Raw genomic sequence first — 14,656 nt, 5'->3', positions numbered from 1 at the left:
GATCACCGCTGGAGGCCGGCGGCTGGTCGCCGGGCCGCTGTCTCCAACCGGTGGCAGTGTGCACTGCGCTATTTGGATTCCAGCCGTCCCAGCGGGTGGGGTGCGGCGAGCAGGGTCTGAGCTGTGGTCCAGTCGTTGTGGTCGATGCCGGTGACGTGGCGCAGGTAGGCGAGGGTGACCTGTTGGACGAGCGCGACTCGGTCGGGGCTCTCGTCGGTGGTTTCGGTGACATGCTCGCCGGAGATGCCGCCGAGGAAGTGCTGGCCGCCGAAGACGGTGAGCAGGCTCTTGTTCCCTCGGCTCAGTGTGTAGGGGTCGGTTGTCCACGCGGGTCCGCGGGTCGACAGGGGGAGGTCGTCGTCATCGCCGGCGACCACTAGACCGGGGGCGGTGATGCGGGAGAAGTCCTGTGCGCGGAGCCAGGGCAGGTGCTCGTGCGCGAAGGGTGTGAGTTCGGCACCGCCGTGTCCTGCGGTGGCCAGCTGGATACTTGCCATGATTCGAGGGTCGGACAGGTCCTCGGCACTGCCGGTCTGTGGATCGGTGACGCGCAACCCCACCAGGATTCCCGCGGTCTGCCCGCCGAAGGAATGCCCCGCGGCGACGATCCGGTCGTGGTCGACCCGGCCTCGCAACCCGGGCACTGCTGCTTCCAGCGCACCGAGGTCGTCGAGAATTCGTTTCATGTCCTGCACGCGGTAGCGCCACAGTTGTCGCTTGCGTGGGTCGTCGCTGGCGAGAGTGATCCGCGTCGAGTCCAGGTGCGTGGCTTGGACCACGACGAAGCCATGGGAGCTCCAGTGATCGACCAGCGGCGCGTAGCCGTCGAGGCTCGAGCCGAATCCGTGAGCGAACAGGACGATGGGCAGATCCGCGCCGGTGACTGGTGCGGAGACTCGTACCCGCAGGTCCTCGCCGCGGCCGGGTGAGGGCAACGTCAGTGGTTTGACTGTGACGACCGGTGTCGGGGTGGGGTCGATGGGACCCATCCTGGGGTGAGTGATCATGCGGGAGTGCACCTTTCGGGCGTGATTCTGTGCGCCTCGTGACGGGTTGAGGCTCGAGGGGCTGGGTGCGCGGTGGGCCTACTGTGAGGACTTGCCTGGATGAGGGGCGCATCGACTACGCTAAAACCTGACGTAGGTGTCAAGGGCAAGTAGTTGCGGCACGGATCACTCGAAGGTTCGAATGCGTATCGGAGAACTCGCTCGCCGGACCGGAGTGTCTGCCCGCGCCCTGCGGTATTACGAACAGCAGAACCTGCTCCAGGCCGAACGGAGCCCCAGCGGCCAGCGTCACTTCCCCGAAACCGCTGTTGACCAGGTACTTCTGATCCAGCGACTGTATGCGGCGGGGCTGTCCAGCCGAACCATCGGCGAGCTCACACCACACCTCGTGGACGGCCGAGCCACCCCAGCGCTCCTCGACCGTCTGGGTGTGGAGCGCGATCACCTGCGGCAGAACATAGCCGAATTGGCCCGCACTCAACTACGCCTGGATTCGGTGATTGCCGCTGTCTCGGCCAACGTGAACACCGGTGAGTTGTGCAGCCGGGATACCCACGCATAGCCGTGGATCCGGCCTGATGGTGTCCATGGGCTCGACTGGCTGATCCGCTATCAGTCGGTGCGGAGTCGGGCGTGCAGGTGCATGTCGTGGCGGCCGTCGCTGTGGCGGCCGGCTCCGCGCAGTGTGCCCTCGAACGGGAATCCGCATTTGGCCGCGACCCGGCACGATGACGGATTGTGGACCGAGTGGGTGAGCTCGATCCGGTCGAATCCGATGTCGTGGAAAGCCCAGCGGGTCAACATATTTGCGGCGCGAGGCGCGATAGAGCGGCCCCGCCGGGCAGGCAGGGTCCAGTAGGCGAGCTCGGTGACACCCTCGGTGAGGTCCGACCGCCTCAGTCCGATGCGTCCGGCGACTTCTCCGTTGCTGTCGACCGCCCACTGGCCGTTGCCGGTGGACCAGGCCGCGCGCCACCGGAGGATCCATTCGTGAACCTGCTCGACGGATTCGGCGGTCCGAACGTGCCAATGGCGGATCGCGGGGTCTTGGAATGCTTCATAGACGGTGGGTGCGTCGGCTGCGGTCCAAGGGCGCAGCGTCAGGCCGTCGGTGGCGGTGAGTGTGGGCTGGTCGGTGGTGAACGTGTCGGGATCGACCACTGTCGACATCAACTCGGGCATTCCCGCATTGTCCGCCCCGCAAGAAGGGTACGACTCCAAATCGCCATGCTGATGGTTGGAGGGAGATGCTAACGTCAGCATTGTGGAGATTCCCGAGTTTCCGATCCTGGGTACAGAGCCGCTGTCGGTGGAGTTCGCGAACACGATGTACGGCTCCGGTGCTGCACAGACCGACTACCTCCAGACGCCAGAGCTGATCGCCCTGTGGTTCGCGGAGATGGTCGGATCGGATGCCGGGGCGCCGCTGCCGCCGCCTGTCGACCAACAGGTCCGAGCGCTGCGCGATGCTGTGCGGGAGATTCTCTACGCGGTGGCCGGCGGGCGGATGCCACAGCCCGGTGCGGTCGAGATCGTCAACGAATTCTCCGGTAGAGCACCCAGTTTCCCCGTTCTGACATGGTCTGCCGGGGAACCCCCGACGACGCACCGGCTGTTCGCGACGACAGGAGTCGATGGGATCCTCGCCCGGATCGCGACGGAGTGTGTCGAGTTGATCGCCGGATCGGACACCGTCACCGTGCGACCGTGCCCCGCCCCGGATTGCACGATGCTCTTCGTCAAGAACCACTCGCGGCGGCGCTGGTGCCATCCCTCGTGCGGGCATCGGGACCGCCAGGCTCGGTACTACCGCCGCCATCACCCCACGGAGGCCACTCGATGATCAGCTGGCGTCGCATCACAGAGGCCGATTTTCCGCTCTTGTCGAAGTGGTTGGCCGAACCGCACGTGGCCGAGTGGTGGCATCACGACAGTTCCCCCGAGGGCGTCGCCCGCGATTTCGGTCCGAGTGCCGCCGGCGAGGAACCCGGCGAGGCCCTGCTCATGTATCTCGACGGACGCGCCGTCGGCCTGATGCAGCGCTCATGCCTCGACGACTACCCCGAATACGCTGCCGAGCTGGCAGCGCATACCGGGCTCCCCGGAGCAGCCGTCACCATCGACTATCTCATCGGCGATCCGCACGACGTCGGCGTGGGAATCGGCTCGCGGATGATTCGACACACGATCGAAGCGACCTGGACCGACTACCCGGACACACCGGCGATCATCGTGGCCGTCTCGGCGGCCAACCTCGCCTCGTGGCGAGTGTTGGAGAAGGCGGGCATGCATCGCATCGCCGAAGGTGAGATGGAGCCGGACAACCCCGCCCACGACCGGGCGCACTACATCTACCGGCTCGACCGCCCACCGATATCAGTGCCGTGACTCTCGGCCTACGATGCGCGATCGGGTCGGTCAGCGGGTTGCGCGGAAGGCAGGAAGGGCTGGGATGAGGGTGTCGGCGTAGTCGCGGATGCGCTGTGGAGGGAAGGCTTCGGGGTCGGCGAGGACGAGGCGGCCCGCTTCCCAGAACAGTGTGTACAGGGTGCGGGCGGTAAGTTCGACATCGAGGGTGGGCAGGCGTTCGGGTGGGCAGGATTCCCGGACGAACGTGGTGAGTGCGGCGATGAAGGACTGCCGTCCTCGGTCGATTCGATTGCGGAAGGCCGGGGTGCTGGCATCGGCAATGAGGAAGATGGCCCGCCAGCGGTCGGGCGCGGCCAGCACAGCGGTGAGGAAGTTTTCGAGGCTTTCCGCTATCGCCGCGGGCGGATCGCCCATGGCGGCTACCGGCACCGTATCGGCCATCTGCGTCAGCGCGGCGGTTTCCTCCCGGTCGAGTGAGGCGCGCAGCAGCTGGTCGGAATCGGTGAACAGGCCGTAGATGACGGGGCGGCTGACGTCGGCTGCCCGCGCCACGGTGTCGATGGACACCTTGTGGACGCCCTGCTCGACGATGACGCGCAAGACGGCGTCGAGCAGCTGTTCGCGCCGCTGCTCGGGTGCCATTCGCGGTGCGTACGCGCGGTTTCGTCGTTCGGCCATGATCGCCGACCACCTCTCAGTATCGAGGGACTGCTTGACATCCAGCAGTGTCTGCGCAAATACTACACACACTGTAGCTACACTGACTGTAGCTTTTTCAGGAGGTAGCAATGGCGCGTCGGTACTGCATCATCGGGGCCGGATACACCGGGTTGGCGGTGGCGAAGGCCTATACGGATCTGGGTTTGGACTACGACCACATCGAGGCCACGGCGGCGATCGGGGGCAACTGGTCGCACGGGGTGTACGACTCCACGTACCTGATCAGCTCCAAAGGGGTCACCGAATACCCGGACCACCCGATGCCGGACGACTACCCGGACTTCCCCAGCGCGGCGCAGATGCGCGACTACTTGCGCGGCTTCGCGGCGGAGTTCGGATTGGACCACCGCATCGAGTTCGACACCCTGGTGACCGATGTCGCGCCACTCGACGACGCGGGCCTGGCCGGCTGGCGGGTCGAATTCGCCGATGGCGCGGTGCGTGAGTACGACGGAGTCGTCGTCGCCAACGGCCACTACTGGGATGTCAACATCCCGGCCTATCCGGGCGAATTCACCGGCAAGCAGATCCACTCCAAGGACTACAAGCGTCCTGCCGACCTCGACGGCTCGCGGGTGCTCGTGGTCGGCGCGGGCAACTCCGGCTGTGATCTGGCTGTCGAGGCCGCGGTGACCTTCGGCAACGCCGACATCTCGCTGCGCCGCAGCTACTGGTTCATCCCGAAATACGTGCTGGGAATCCCGAGCGGAAACTTCGACGTCGGTTCGGTGCCGGTGCCTCGGCTGGTCCAGGAAGCCATCTTCCGCTCGCTCGTCACCATCGGGATGGGCAGGTACGAAAGCTTCGGGCTGACCAAGCCCGAGCACCGGATCTTCGATCAGGATCTCGTGGTCAACCAGCAGCTCCCGTATTTTCTCAAGCACGGCCGGATCACCGTCCGGCCGGAAATCGCGCGTTTCGACGGTCGCACAGTGCATTTCACCGACGGCACGAGCGGTACCTACGACACCATCGTCTGGGCGACCGGGTTCAAGACCACTTTCCCGTTCCTGCGCGACGGCCTGCTCGAATGGCAGAACGGGCAGCCACGACTGGTGTCGCACACCTTCGCGCCCGGCGTAGCCAACCTGTACTTCGCCGGACTGGTCGCGCCGCGCTCCGGCGCGGGCATGCTGCTGATGAACAGCTCCCGGCTACTCGCCGAAGCCGCACTTCTCCAACAGCGGCTGCGCACCCCGGTCGGCGATCTCTACGCGCGCATTTCCGAGCCGTCCGCCGAAATCCTCGCGGGCGGACCGGAATTGCGTTGGGAGGTAGTGCGTGGCCGATGGCTGGTGCGCGCGCTCGCCCAGCTGCTGACGGCGCGAGCGCTGCTCCCGGGTTCCGCCTGGCGCGACCGGGAGTCGCCGTTCGGCGCGAGCGCGCCAGGCCGTCGCCTGCTGCGACCGATCCGCACCGCCGCCCGTCTCATCGCCTGACCCGAAACCCTTCCGCCACAACAGGAGTTCCCATGCCACCCAAGAGTCGTTCGCCCCGCATCGTCGCTGTCGGCAGCTCGTTGACGCTGCCCTGCGGGGCGACCCTGCCCAACCGGATCGCCAAGGCCGCCATGAGCGAACAGCTCGGTGAGATCACCGGCGCGCCCAGCGCGACGCTGACGCGCCTCTACAGCGCCTGGGGACGCGGTGGCGCGGGTCTGCTGATCACCGGCAATGTCATGATCGACCGCCGCGCCTACGTCGAGCCGCGCAACGTGACGCTCGAAGACGATCGCCACCTCGAGGCCGTCGGCAACTGGGCGCGAGCGGGATCCCGCGAAGGTTCGGTCATGGTGATGCAGATCAACCACCCCGGACGCGTCGCGGTCGGACCACTGCACCGCCGCCCGGTCGGCCCCTCGGCACTGCGGCCACAGGCGCTCGGCTTCAACCTGCGCAAGCCACGGGCGCTGAGCCTCGACGACATCGCCGATCTGCGCCGCCGCTACACCCGCACCGCCGAACTCGCGGCGGCAGCGGGCTTTTCCGGAGTGCAGGTGCACGCCGCCCACGGCTATCTGCTGTCGCAGTTCCTCTCACCGGTCGCCAACCAGCGATCCGACCGATACGGCGGTAGTCCCGAGAACCGTCGACGGCTGCTGCTCGAAGTCGTGGCCGACGTGCGGCAGGCGATCGGGCCCCGGGCCATCGTCTCGGTGAAGCTCAACTCGGCGGACTTCCAGCACGGGGGACTGGCCGAAGACGAATCCCTCGATGTCGCCCTCACGCTCGAACAGGCGGGCATCGACCTGCTGGAGATCTCCGGCGGAAACTACGAAGCTCCCGCCATGACCGGCGTCGTGCAGGACAGTGCCAGGGAGCGCGAAGCGTACTTCCTGCGCTACGCGCGAGAACTGCGCGCCCGCTCGGCGATGCCGCTCATGCTCACCGGTGGTGTCCGTACCCGCGCCTTCATCGACGAGGTGCTCGCCGACGGCGCGGTCGACGTGATCGGGCTGGGCCGCCCGTTCGCAGTGCGGCCCGACATCGCGGGGGACCTGCTGGCAGGGGCCGGGGAACCACAGTTCCTGCCCACCGCACCGCGCATTCCCCTCGCATTCGCCACCCCGGTCAATTCCTACCTCCAGCTTGCCTGGCACGCGGCGAATTTCCGGCGCATCGCGGCGGGGGACAAGGAGGTCACCGGCCCCGGGGCGGTGCGCACCCTGGCCGCCGCCGGTACCACCGTGACCGCGCGCGCACTCACCCAGTTCTGACTTCCGAGGAGAACCCATGTCGCTACCGACCCCCATTCCGACCAGCAGGGCCGTCATCACCGGAGCGTCGTCCGGTATCGGTGCCGCGCTCGCCGAAGGTCTCGCCCAGCGCGGATATTCACTGATCCTGGTGGCGCGGCGCGAGGACCGGCTGCGCGAGCTGGCCGCCCGGCTCGCCGCGCGCCACGGCGTCGAATCCGAGGTCCGCGCCGTCGACCTGGCCGACCGCGGCGAACGCGCGAAGCTGTGCGACGAGCTCGCCGGGCGCGACATCGCCGTGCTCTGCAACAACGCGGGCTTCGCCACCTACGGTGACCTCGCCGCCGCCGATCCGGCTCGCGAACGCAGGCAGGTCGAAGTGAACACCGTTGCGGTGCACGACCTCACGATCGCCGTGCTGCCAGGCATGGTGGCGCGTGGCGCGGGCGCGATCCTGATCACCGGCTCGACAGCGGGCAATCAGCCAGGCCCGGGCAACGCCACCTATGCCGCGTCCAAGGCGTTCGCCAACACGTTGGCCGAGTCCCTGCACGGCGAGCTGGCCGGTTCCGGGGTGCAGTGCACCTTGCTCGCGCCCGGACCGGTGCGCACCGAATACGCCGAGGTCGCCGAAGTTCCCGAGCTCGACCGCTTGGTTCCCGGCCCGCTGTGGGTGAGCGCGGAACAGGCTGCGGCGCAGGCGATCGCGGGCATGTCGGCCGGTCGGCGCCGGGTCGTGCCCGGTCTGTTCGCCAAAGCGCAGACCATCGGCGGCCAGTACACCCCGCGCGCGCTCGTCGGACCGCTGCTGCGCGCCGTCTACCGAAAGGTGAAGTAGTCATGGGCTGGGAACCCGCCATCCGCACCGTCGGACGCTCCCTGAGCACGGATCTGCGTCGCGCGCTCACCATGGGCGACCCGCGCCGGAGCCTCTACCGGGACGCCCACTACTTCAGCGCGACCGTCGAGATCGACCCGGATCGGATGCGACAGTGGCTGCCCGCCGGGGTCCGGTTGACCGAACCCGCGCGCGCGGACCTGTTCACCGCATGCTTTCCCGACAACAACTTCGGCTCGCCGGGCTACCACGAGGCCGGGCTGTTCGTGCACGTCAAAACCCTGCAGGGCACCGGAATCCATTGCCCCTGGATGATTCTCGACGACGATGTGGCCTTGATCATCGGCCGGGAACTGCTCGGGTACCCGAAGAAGCTGGGTCAGATCGACTGGACCGTCACCGACACCGAGATCCGCGCGGAGGCCACCCGCCGTGGGCACAAGCTGCTCAGCATGAGTGGCTCGCTGGGCGCGATCCTGACCGATCCACCGCCGATCCTGGCCCGCCCGCACCGCAATGTGGTCGGCCTCGCCGGTGTCTTCCCGTCCTGGCTGGTGGGTTTCACCCCGCGTGAGCGTGTTGTCGAGGTCCGCCGGATCGACGACTTCCAGCTGACAGTGCTGGGTTCCGAGCGTGATCCCCTCGACCAGCTGGGCATCGGCCGCGTGCTCGAAGCCAGGCTCCATCGGGTCGACCTGCTTGGTGTGTGGGCGCCGCCGATCCCGCTCCGGCCACTCACCCCGCTCTTCGCCGCCAGCCGACTGCGGCCCCGGACCCTGTGATCGCCACGCCACCGACCGTCCCCGCCAGGAGCCACACATGAGCATCGCCGACCGGCTCGCCACCGAGCCTCTCGCCATCCCACGGCCGGCCACCACCGCGCCGTTCACCCGCATCGACACCGGGATCTGGGCGATCAGCGAAAACGCCATCGCCACCGAATGTCTCACCCCGGAGCACTCCCGCATCCCCGGTTTGGCGCGCACGGCGAAGTCATGCGGACACGAGGTCGTCCTCAACGCGAACGAGACCACCTACGAGCAGTACAACTCGATGGTCGTCGAGAAGACCATCGTGGATGTCTCCCAGCAGGATTCACGGTTCCTGCAATTCTTCCCGTCCAGTGAACTGACCGGTGCGCTGCTCAACCCCGGCACCGCACCGACGTTCAGCCATCGCGCGATCCGACACGATTGACCGGTAGATCCCATGCCCACCCCAGCAGACCCCGGCTTCTTCGCCCGGCTCCTCGACCCGGCGCAGCGCCACGACCCCTATCCGCTCTACGCCGCCATGCGTGCCCACGGGCCGACCCGGCTGGGCGAAACACCGGTCGTGGTGCTGTCGTCCTACCGCGACTGCGCGACCGTGCTCCGGCACCGGGCATCGAGCGTGGAACGTCATCACGCGTCGATTCCGCTCGGGCCGACGCCTGTCCACGATCTCGCCGGTGAGCACGCGGACGCTGTCTCCGGAACAGCCTCGATGTTGTTCCGGGACCCACCCGATCACACCCGGCTGCGGCGTCTGGTCGCCAAGGCGTTCACCCCCGCCGTGGTGCGCACCCTGGAGCCGCGCATCATCGAGATCGCTGATGCCGCCCTCGATCGCGCGGCCGAACGTGGACGCCTCGATGTCGTGGCCGACCTCGCCTACCCACTGCCGATCACGGTGATCTGCGAACTGCTCGGCGTTCCGCTCGACGACGAACTCCGGTTGCGGGAGTGGTCGATGCTGTTGTCGCGCAGCCTCGACCCGATCTCGACGACTGTCACCGCGGGCCGCCCCGATCCGGCACAACTCGTCGACGCGAGCAACGAACTCCACGACTACTTCGAACAATTGATCCGCCGCCGAAGCCGGTCAGGCGAGGACCTGATGTCCGCACTGATCGCCGCGGAGGATTCCGGTGACGCGCTCACCCGCGACGAACTCATCTCCACCTGCGTACTGCTGCTCATCGCCGGGCACGAAACGACAGTCAACCTGATCGCCAACACCATCCTGGCCCTGCTCCGCCATCGCCACTACCTCGCGATCCTCGGCGTCGCCGCGCCCTTCGCCACCGCGGTGATCGAAGAGAGCCTGCGCTACGACCCGCCGGTCCAGCTGGTGCCGCGCATCGCCCGCGAACCCATCGAACTCCCCGGAATCGAGCTGGCAGCAGGAGATCTCGCGATCATGCTCATCGCCGCGGCCAACCACGACCCCGCGGTCTTCCCCGACCCCACCCGGTTCGACCCGGCCCGCGCCGATCGCCACCTCGCCTTCGGCCTCGGCCAGCACTTCTGCCTCGGCGCCCTCTTGGCCCGCCTGGAAACCTCCGTCGCCATCACCCGATTCGCCCGCCGCGTCCGCAACCCACGCCTCGTCGTCGACCCGCCGGTCTACCGAGACCACATCACCCTCCGCGGACCGGCCGCCATCCCTGTCACTTTCACCGAGATCGCCTGACCCACGCCCGGGGAGGACCAGGCGGGCATCGTGGCCCCGAGCCGACGGAATGGTGCCTCGGGACCACGATGTCGTGTGGTACGCCGGACCAGGTCGGCGGTGAGCTTTTCGGTGCGCGTGCGGATTTCATCGCGGAGAGGACGGATGGCCTCCGAACGCCGGCTCACCCACGAGGCCATCGCCACCGCGAACCGGCCCACCGTGCTGTTCGTGGGCGTGCGCAACGGCAACGTGGTGGAGGGCGGGCGGCCAATGGACCGTGCCACGTTTGCCGCGGAGCTCGAGTAGTGACCGTCTGAACGATCTCGCCGAGCCGATCGGCCCCGATGGGGCCGCGTGGGCTCGGAAGCCGCCGAGGTTTGGTCAATTCTGTGGCAGCGTTGACCGAACGGACATCGCCATCGCCGCCCTAGGCGGTCTGCCCGTCGGCACCCGCCTGGGCACAGTGACGAGCACCCGCAGCGATTGAGTGCGCACTGCGGGAGATAACACGGTCTGCAAGAATCCGTGAGCATGGGTGAGACACCGGCGGGACTCGTTGTCTGGGATGTCGACGGAACACTGATCCCCGCGGAGTTGCGCTGGCTCCGGCGGGCCGTGGCCGGCACATACCACCTCGAGGAGTCCGACGTCGTCTTCCCCGCTTCGCGCGTGCACGGCTACACCGATGAATCGATCGTCGTCGACACCGCGATCGCCTCCGGGGTCACGGAAGAGGCGGCAGAAGAAGGATTCAGCCGCTACCCCGCCGTCCTGATGGATGTCATGTCGCGCGGTAAGGCCGAACTTGCCCGCGACCAGCCCGCGTATTCCGGTGCTGCTCGCACCATCACAGCCTTGGCGGAACACGGGTACATCCAGACCGCGCTCACCGGAAACCTGCGTGTCTCAGCCGAATTCAAACTTGCGGTTGCGGGCCTTGACTCACACCTCGACCTGGACATCGGCGCTTTCGGCTCGGATGCGCGCGACAGGTTCGACTTGCCCGCCTTCGTTGCCGACCGATTCCGAGCAAGGTTCGGGTACCCGCTCGACCCGACACGAACAGTCATCATCGGCGACGCACCGAACGACATCGCGACCGCTCGCCACGCGGGATTCGGTGTTGTCGCCGTAGCGCACAGACTGACGTCCGAAGAGCTGTCAGAGCATTCACCCGATGCGATCGTCGACCGGCTGGAGCCGGACCCGGTCTTGCAGGCGATCCGCGCGGCCATGGGCTCGATCAGTAGCCGTTGATGCTGTCGACCGTTCCCTCATCGCGAGGACGGGTCGTTGGTCATGTCATGGAGCCATCCTTTCGATAACTCTTTGTGCGCGTTGGAGGCGGTCCTGTCAGCTAGCGCCACCCGATTACGTCACTGATGACAGAACCGGCGTGTACGGCCGCGACACCCACCGCGAGCGCGACCCGGTCACAGAATCGACTGGTCACCGACTCGGCGAGGCCGCCCACCAGCACATCCGCCACTCGCTGTGCACGCTGTGGGGCGGAACCTAGCACCCCATCCGCTCGGTCTGGTTGAGTAGGGCCGTGGTTTCGACGAGCACCGTTACCCGCGTTCGTACCTTCGACGGACTGCACCTTGCCGCCACACTCGTCACTGCCGACCGGCCGACTGGAAAAGCGGTCGTGATGGTGCACGGTGGTGGCGTCACCCGCGAGGAAGGAGGGTTCTTCACCCGGCTTGCAGAGGGCCTCGCCAGCGCGGGCATAGCCTCGCTACGGTTCGATCTTCGCGGTCACGGCGACAGTGAAGGCCGACAGGAAGAACTGACCCTGTCCACCATCCTCAATGACATCCGCGTCGGCCTTGCCGCCGTCAAAGCCGCTGCCGGTGCCGATGACCTCGCACTACTCGGTGCCAGCTTCGGCGGCGGCATCTGCGGGTACTACGCCGCGAAACGTCCAGCGGACCTCAGTCGACTGGTGCTGCTGAATCCACAGCTCGACTACAAGAAGCGCACCATCGACACCCGTGACTATTGGGACAACGACATCATCAACGACGAAAAGGCCGAGGAGCTCAACGCGACCGGAGCTATCCAGTTCACCCCAACGCTGAAGCACGGTCGGCCACTGCTCAACGAAGTCTTCTGGCTGAAGCCGAACGAAGTGCTCGGTGACATCAAAGCGGCCACACTCATCGTGCACGGCAATGCCGACACATTGGTCCCGATCGAAGGGTCCCGCGCCGCCGTCGCCCAGTTCACCGCGCCCGTTGAGCTGGTCGAAATCGACGGATCTCAACATGGATTCGCCGTCCACGACGATCCGCGATACCTCAACCCGAAAAGTCAGGAGTACCAGGCTGAAGTGATCCGGATCGTCGCGGACTGGCTGACAAACTAGCCGGACACTTCCACAGCTTCGCGGAGCTGCCGCACGCCCGGCCGGTGATCCCACGGGAAAGCGTCCGCAAAACGTCCACCAACACCGGCAGTTCCCCCTTCATCTACCTGTGCCTGGCAACCGCTTCGCCGTGAAGATGAAGACAGCAGATCGAATAGGACCTGCGAGGATGTCGCCGTTATCGAGCGGTGGTCAGATGGAATTTCCAAGCGTCCCGGACGATGTCGATGATGTCGGGTTTCGTTGGTGCCCATCCGAGTTCGTGCTGTGCCAGTTCGGAGGAGGCGTAGAGAACGGCAGGATCTCCGGGTCGGCGTGGTGCTGTCGCGACATCGAATTCTGTGGCTGTGACGTGTCGGACGGCGTCGAGGACTTGTTTGTTGGAGAAGCCGATTCCGTTGCCCAGGTTATATATTCGGTGCTCACCTGGCCGGATGTCGGCAAGCGCTAGTAGATGTGCCTGTGCGAGGTCGGTGACGTGGATGTAGTCGCGGATGCAGGTGCCGTCGGGGGTCGGGTAGTCGGCGCCGAAGAGGCTGAACTTGTCCCGGAGACCAGCGGCGGCGTCGAGCGCCAAGGGAATGAGATGCGTTTCGGGGGTGTGGCGTTCGCCGATCATCGACCCGTCAGCGCAGGTGTGTGCGCCCGCGACGTTGAAGTAGCGCAAGCTGACGGCACCGAGTTCGCTCGCGCGGGTGATCGACGCTATCGCTCGGTCGACTGCGAGTTTGGTGTCGCCGTAGGTGTTCACCGGGTTCGTCGGCGCGTTCTCGATGATCGGGACTTGGTCTGGTTCGCCGTAGACCGCTGCGGTGGAGGAGAACACCAGGCGCGGTACCCCGGCGTCGCGGATGGCGTCGAGGAGTGCGAGCGAGGCGCGGGTGTTGTTGTCCCAGTGCCATTCTGGGTGGTTCATCGATTCGCCTGCGGCGATGAGTCCGGCGAAGTGCAGCACCGCGTCGAACCCTGAGTCGGGGGTGAGGACGGTGGCGATGTCGTGGACGCGTAGTTGGTGGAAACGTGCCTCGGCGGGGATCTGGCGGTTGTCATTGCGGGAGAGGTCGTCGACGACGTCGACTTGATGCCCGGCGTCGAGGAGGAGCCGGGTCACGGTGGCGCCGACGTAGCCTGCGCCGCCGGTGACGAGGATCTTCATGCGGCGACCTGCACTTTCATTGCGAGGAGGTGGTCGTGGATTTCGCGTCGGTACTTGGCGAAGTAGGAGGCGGGGCCGGGCTGTTGCTGTGTACCCGCCCAGCCGGTGACTCGTGACCACGTTGCGCGCTCCACGGTACCGATCCTGTCCAGGCGCGGGTTCGAGACCCACGTGGCGGCGACCTCACGGGCCAGCTCGCTGGCTCGCTTCTGATGGCTGGCCATGATCTGCCCGCTGCTGGTCGTGGCGAATTTGCTCAGTCGCACGGCATCCGGACGTGGGCCACCGAAGGCGAAGTCGAAGCGTCGGAAAGCGTCGTGCACATAGACCCAGAATCGGGACGGGTCCAACGGAGGCTGCCGCGGATCGGTGCGCCAAGCCAGCTCGGTGCGCATCTGTTCGGCGAGGTGCGGGGCCATACGGGCGAAGTCGTGGTGGGCGTAGGCGCCGCGTTCCAGCATCGCCGTCGCGCGAAGCACTTTCATGCACAGTCGGTTCACCTGCAGGTGGAACTGGGCGGAGTCCAGGCCGCTCTGCCACCTGTAGTTGAGTCGATGCCAGTAGTAAGCCTGGATGTAGTACAGCAGGATCTCGTAGGCGTCGCGGTCGTCGAGTCGCACGGAGTTGTGCTCTGGCAAGCCGTGCGGAGTCAGTGGGACGCCGAGGTTCTTGAAGTCGTAACCCAGTGACGTTGTGATGGTGCGGTAGTCGCGCAGCGGCAGCGTCATCAAATCCACGCTGGGAAAGCGCTTTTCAGCGACGGTACGCATTTGGGATATGAGCGTTGTCGGTGTCTCACCAGAGGAGACATAGAGCAAGTCGAGATCGCTGATGAGCTGGCGCTGGTCGCGGTGATAGCGAATCCAGCTCGGTTCGCCGCGCGCCATAGATCCACCCAGGATGAGCCAGTCGGTGTCGGGCACCTGATCGCCGAGGGCGAGCAGGTCGTCGGCCAGGTGGGCTGCGACCGTCGTCAGCTCTGCTGTGTCGGGGAGACGCCGGGTGATCGTGGCGGCCAGGGATGCAGTGGTGCCGGTGGGCTGAGGAGCGGTCGTGGTCATTG

The 14,656-nt window shown here is 66.5% G+C and carries 17 protein-coding genes; 12 read left to right on the top strand and 5 right to left on the bottom strand.

The window, feature by feature from the left end:
• Positions 1 to 68: 68 nt before the first annotated feature.
• Positions 69 to 1,007 (bottom strand): alpha/beta hydrolase family protein, encoded by a 939-nt coding sequence (locus ACFWPK_RS09190; RefSeq protein WP_378914092.1) that lies wholly within the window; start codon positions 1,005 to 1,007, stop codon positions 69 to 71.
• 181 nt (positions 1,008 to 1,188) lie between these two features.
• Here ACFWPK_RS09190 and ACFWPK_RS09185 point away from each other — a divergent pair, with 181 nt between their 5' ends.
• Complete coding sequence (locus ACFWPK_RS09185) at positions 1,189 to 1,569, top strand: MerR family transcriptional regulator (protein WP_378914091.1); 381 nt, start codon at positions 1,189 to 1,191, stop codon at positions 1,567 to 1,569.
• 50 nt (positions 1,570 to 1,619) lie between these two features.
• On the opposite strand, the gene ACFWPK_RS09180 is transcribed toward ACFWPK_RS09185, so the two are convergent.
• Positions 1,620 to 2,189 (bottom strand): GNAT family N-acetyltransferase, encoded by a 570-nt coding sequence (locus ACFWPK_RS09180; protein WP_378914090.1) that lies wholly within the window; start codon positions 2,187 to 2,189, stop codon positions 1,620 to 1,622.
• An 82-nt stretch (positions 2,190 to 2,271) separates the two neighbouring features.
• On the opposite strand from ACFWPK_RS09180, the gene ACFWPK_RS09175 reads away from it, so the two are divergent.
• Together ACFWPK_RS09175 and ACFWPK_RS09170 are read left to right on the top strand one after the other, a co-directional pair.
• The gene (locus ACFWPK_RS09175) at positions 2,272 to 2,850 is read left to right on the top strand and encodes a CGNR zinc finger domain-containing protein (protein ID WP_378914089.1); all 579 of its coding nucleotides are present in this window, start codon (positions 2,272 to 2,274) and stop codon (positions 2,848 to 2,850) included.
• Positions 2,847 to 3,395 carry a GNAT family N-acetyltransferase gene (locus tag ACFWPK_RS09170; RefSeq protein ID WP_378914088.1) on the top strand — a complete coding sequence of 183 codons (549 nt, stop codon included), beginning with the start codon at positions 2,847 to 2,849 and terminating at the stop codon, positions 3,393 to 3,395. The genes ACFWPK_RS09175 and ACFWPK_RS09170 overlap by 4 nt, the downstream gene beginning before the upstream one ends.
• A gap of 30 nt (positions 3,396 to 3,425) precedes the next feature.
• On the opposite strand, the gene ACFWPK_RS09165 is transcribed toward ACFWPK_RS09170, so the two are convergent.
• On the bottom strand, positions 3,426 to 4,055 hold the full coding sequence (locus tag ACFWPK_RS09165) for a TetR/AcrR family transcriptional regulator (RefSeq protein ID WP_378914087.1): 630 nt from the start codon (positions 4,053 to 4,055) through the stop codon (positions 3,426 to 3,428).
• Between the two features lie 110 nt (positions 4,056 to 4,165).
• On the opposite strand from ACFWPK_RS09165, the gene ACFWPK_RS09160 reads away from it, so the two are divergent.
• The 9 genes from ACFWPK_RS09160 to ACFWPK_RS09120 all read left to right on the top strand — a co-directional run bounded on the left by ACFWPK_RS09160 (position 4,166) and on the right by ACFWPK_RS09120 (position 12,437).
• Positions 4,166 to 5,536 carry a flavin-containing monooxygenase gene (locus tag ACFWPK_RS09160; RefSeq protein ID WP_378914086.1) on the top strand — a complete coding sequence of 457 codons (1,371 nt, stop codon included), beginning with the start codon at positions 4,166 to 4,168 and terminating at the stop codon, positions 5,534 to 5,536.
• 32 nt (positions 5,537 to 5,568) lie between these two features.
• Positions 5,569 to 6,813, top strand: a complete 1,245-nt coding sequence (locus tag ACFWPK_RS09155) for an NADH:flavin oxidoreductase/NADH oxidase family protein (RefSeq protein ID WP_378914085.1) — start codon at positions 5,569 to 5,571, stop codon at positions 6,811 to 6,813.
• A 16-nt stretch (positions 6,814 to 6,829) separates the two neighbouring features.
• Entirely contained in the window at positions 6,830 to 7,630 is an 801-nt protein-coding gene (locus tag ACFWPK_RS09150) for an SDR family NAD(P)-dependent oxidoreductase (RefSeq protein WP_378914084.1), read from the top strand.
• 2 nt (positions 7,631 to 7,632) lie between these two features.
• Complete coding sequence (locus tag ACFWPK_RS09145; RefSeq protein ID WP_378914083.1) at positions 7,633 to 8,412, top strand: acetoacetate decarboxylase family protein; 780 nt, start codon at positions 7,633 to 7,635, stop codon at positions 8,410 to 8,412.
• A 37-nt stretch (positions 8,413 to 8,449) separates the two neighbouring features.
• Positions 8,450 to 8,827 carry a hypothetical protein gene (locus tag ACFWPK_RS09140; protein WP_378914082.1) on the top strand — a complete coding sequence of 126 codons (378 nt, stop codon included), beginning with the start codon at positions 8,450 to 8,452 and terminating at the stop codon, positions 8,825 to 8,827.
• Positions 8,828 to 8,839: 12 nt separating this feature from the next.
• On the top strand, positions 8,840 to 10,084 hold the full coding sequence (locus ACFWPK_RS09135; protein ID WP_378914081.1) for a cytochrome P450: 1,245 nt from the start codon (positions 8,840 to 8,842) through the stop codon (positions 10,082 to 10,084).
• 144 nt (positions 10,085 to 10,228) lie between these two features.
• Positions 10,229 to 10,372, top strand: coding sequence for a hypothetical protein (locus ACFWPK_RS09130; protein ID WP_378914080.1), 144 nt, complete (start codon positions 10,229 to 10,231; stop codon positions 10,370 to 10,372).
• A gap of 225 nt (positions 10,373 to 10,597) precedes the next feature.
• Positions 10,598 to 11,323, top strand: a complete 726-nt coding sequence (locus ACFWPK_RS09125; RefSeq protein ID WP_378914079.1) for an HAD family hydrolase — start codon at positions 10,598 to 10,600, stop codon at positions 11,321 to 11,323.
• Positions 11,324 to 11,618: 295 nt separating this feature from the next.
• Positions 11,619 to 12,437: an alpha/beta hydrolase gene (locus ACFWPK_RS09120; RefSeq protein WP_378914078.1), complete on the top strand. Its 819-nt coding sequence runs from the start codon at positions 11,619 to 11,621 to the stop codon at positions 12,435 to 12,437.
• 178 nt (positions 12,438 to 12,615) lie between these two features.
• Here the strand turns inward: ACFWPK_RS09120 and galE are convergent, their stop codons facing one another.
• Complete coding sequence (gene galE, locus ACFWPK_RS09115) at positions 12,616 to 13,593, bottom strand: UDP-glucose 4-epimerase GalE (RefSeq protein ID WP_378914077.1); 978 nt, start codon at positions 13,591 to 13,593, stop codon at positions 12,616 to 12,618.
• A complete protein-coding gene (locus tag ACFWPK_RS09110; RefSeq protein ID WP_378914076.1) occupies positions 13,590 to 14,654 on the bottom strand; it encodes a hypothetical protein in 1,065 nt (354 codons plus the stop codon). Before ACFWPK_RS09110 ends, galE begins: the two co-directional genes overlap by 4 nt.
• Positions 14,655 to 14,656 lie beyond the last annotated feature (2 nt).

It is taken from the genome of Nocardia sp. NPDC058519 (genome assembly GCF_042719755.1).
Taxonomy (GTDB): domain Bacteria; phylum Actinomycetota; class Actinomycetes; order Mycobacteriales; family Mycobacteriaceae; genus Nocardia.
The sequence above is the reverse complement of the archived record's forward strand: the minus strand, read 5'-3'. Positions and strand labels throughout refer to the sequence as shown.

Bases quoted from the DNA above. Each gene is read 5' to 3' on its own strand.
- ACFWPK_RS09190 (WP_378914092.1), bottom strand. From the start codon at position 1,007: ATGATCACTCACCCCAGGATGGGTCCCATCGACCCCACCCCGACACCG.
- ACFWPK_RS09185 (WP_378914091.1), top strand. From the start codon at position 1,189: ATGCGTATCGGAGAACTCGCTCGCCGGACCGGAGTGTCTGCCCGCGCC.
- ACFWPK_RS09180 (WP_378914090.1), bottom strand. From the start codon at position 2,189: ATGCCCGAGTTGATGTCGACAGTGGTCGATCCCGACACGTTCACCACC.
- ACFWPK_RS09170 (WP_378914088.1), top strand. From the start codon at position 2,847: ATGATCAGCTGGCGTCGCATCACAGAGGCCGATTTTCCGCTCTTGTCG.
- ACFWPK_RS09165 (WP_378914087.1), bottom strand. From the start codon at position 4,055: ATGGCCGAACGACGAAACCGCGCGTACGCACCGCGAATGGCACCCGAG.
- ACFWPK_RS09160 (WP_378914086.1), top strand. From the start codon at position 4,166: ATGGCGCGTCGGTACTGCATCATCGGGGCCGGATACACCGGGTTGGCG.
- ACFWPK_RS09155 (WP_378914085.1), top strand. From the start codon at position 5,569: ATGCCACCCAAGAGTCGTTCGCCCCGCATCGTCGCTGTCGGCAGCTCG.
- ACFWPK_RS09150 (WP_378914084.1), top strand. From the start codon at position 6,830: ATGTCGCTACCGACCCCCATTCCGACCAGCAGGGCCGTCATCACCGGA.
- ACFWPK_RS09145 (WP_378914083.1), top strand. From the start codon at position 7,633: ATGGGCTGGGAACCCGCCATCCGCACCGTCGGACGCTCCCTGAGCACG.
- ACFWPK_RS09140 (WP_378914082.1), top strand. From the start codon at position 8,450: ATGAGCATCGCCGACCGGCTCGCCACCGAGCCTCTCGCCATCCCACGG.
- ACFWPK_RS09135 (WP_378914081.1), top strand. From the start codon at position 8,840: ATGCCCACCCCAGCAGACCCCGGCTTCTTCGCCCGGCTCCTCGACCCG.
- ACFWPK_RS09130 (WP_378914080.1), top strand. From the start codon at position 10,229: ATGGCCTCCGAACGCCGGCTCACCCACGAGGCCATCGCCACCGCGAAC.
- ACFWPK_RS09125 (WP_378914079.1), top strand. From the start codon at position 10,598: ATGGGTGAGACACCGGCGGGACTCGTTGTCTGGGATGTCGACGGAACA.
- galE (WP_378914077.1), bottom strand. From the start codon at position 13,593: ATGAAGATCCTCGTCACCGGCGGCGCAGGCTACGTCGGCGCCACCGTG.
- ACFWPK_RS09110 (WP_378914076.1), bottom strand. From the start codon at position 14,654: ATGACCACGACCGCTCCTCAGCCCACCGGCACCACTGCATCCCTGGCC.